The sequence below is a fragment of the Alteromonas sp. AO-Serp genome (genome assembly GCF_017849675.1).
GTDB lineage: Bacteria > Pseudomonadota > Gammaproteobacteria > Enterobacterales > Alteromonadaceae > Alteromonas > Alteromonas macleodii.
Genome location: NZ_JAFLMX010000191.1, coordinates 1 through 1,082, shown reverse-complemented (window position 1 = coordinate 1,082; position 1,082 = coordinate 1). Strand labels below are relative to the sequence as shown.

Genomic DNA, 1,082 nt, shown 5'->3' with positions numbered 1-1,082 from the left:
AATGTCTATAAGAGACAGTTATAGTACTTAACGCGCTAAACTTGATGTACCGCACGCGGCTACCCAATATCATTCGTTTAAGGCAGCTGGGCATATCTCAGCGAATTTTAAGCATTGCCCTATTCACCGAGTTGCTTATTTACTGCGTAATAAGTATTCCAATTGGCATGTTCATCGGTTTTCAAGCTGCGTCATGGTTGTCACCTGTGATAAACGGTACATTTACGTCGTTGTTTAACGCCGTATTTGTTAACCCAGACGTTAATCTGCTTTTCACCTTCGGCTTCGCATTAACAACGACTTTTATATCGCTAGTTGTTTTTTCGTTAGTTTCTATAGTTAAGCTTTCAAATGCCCTAACCGTAGCGCCTGTCAAAAAAGAAAATGCGTTAGGCCAATTTGCCGTAGGTCTTATCTCATTATGTGCCCTACTACTGTTATTTATCGCTGAGGGGTTCGTATCTTCTGCTGCTTCAGCACTTTTCTTTGTTGCACTGTTACTCCTTACCAGCTGCGCGCTTATTCTTCTTTGGTTACCTATTTTCTCTAAGCTACTGACTAGATTTGTACCAAGACAGTGGCCCGTGTTTCACTACGTCATTGCTAATATGCATTTACTGTCTAGCAAAACCCGTCTCGCCGTTTGTGCATTCTTTATCGCGCTAACCGCAAATATTGGTATGAATACCATGACGGACAGCTTTAGAGACGCCACTGAACAATGGTTAACGCAAAGGCTTTACGCGCCTTTCTATCTGTACACCGACGCGCCACTTAGTCGTATCGAAACGTTATCTACCAAATCGTTACCTCCGCTTGCTTTAACTCCTTTACTTAAGGCCGAGGGAGCTGTCATTAGCTCACGTGCTCAAGAAGAGACACATAAAGAAACACATGAAGTCAGTAACAGCCCACCCACTTACGTTTCTATCAGTAGCTACCCCGTTCACCAAAACGGTAAAAAGGCGCTTGTCCTCGATGATGTAATAAACAACGACCTCAGCACAGCGTGGCGTGAGTTTACAGAAGGGAAAGGGGTATTCATCAATCAGCAATTAGCGTTTGCCCTTAACGCAAAGTTA

General features: G+C 43.3%; 1 pseudogene. It reads left to right on the top strand.

The window, feature by feature from the left end:
- Positions 1-41: 41 nt before the first annotated feature.
- Positions 42-1,082: pseudogene (locus tag QVA83_RS13120) on the top strand (ABC transporter permease); the annotation flags it as partial.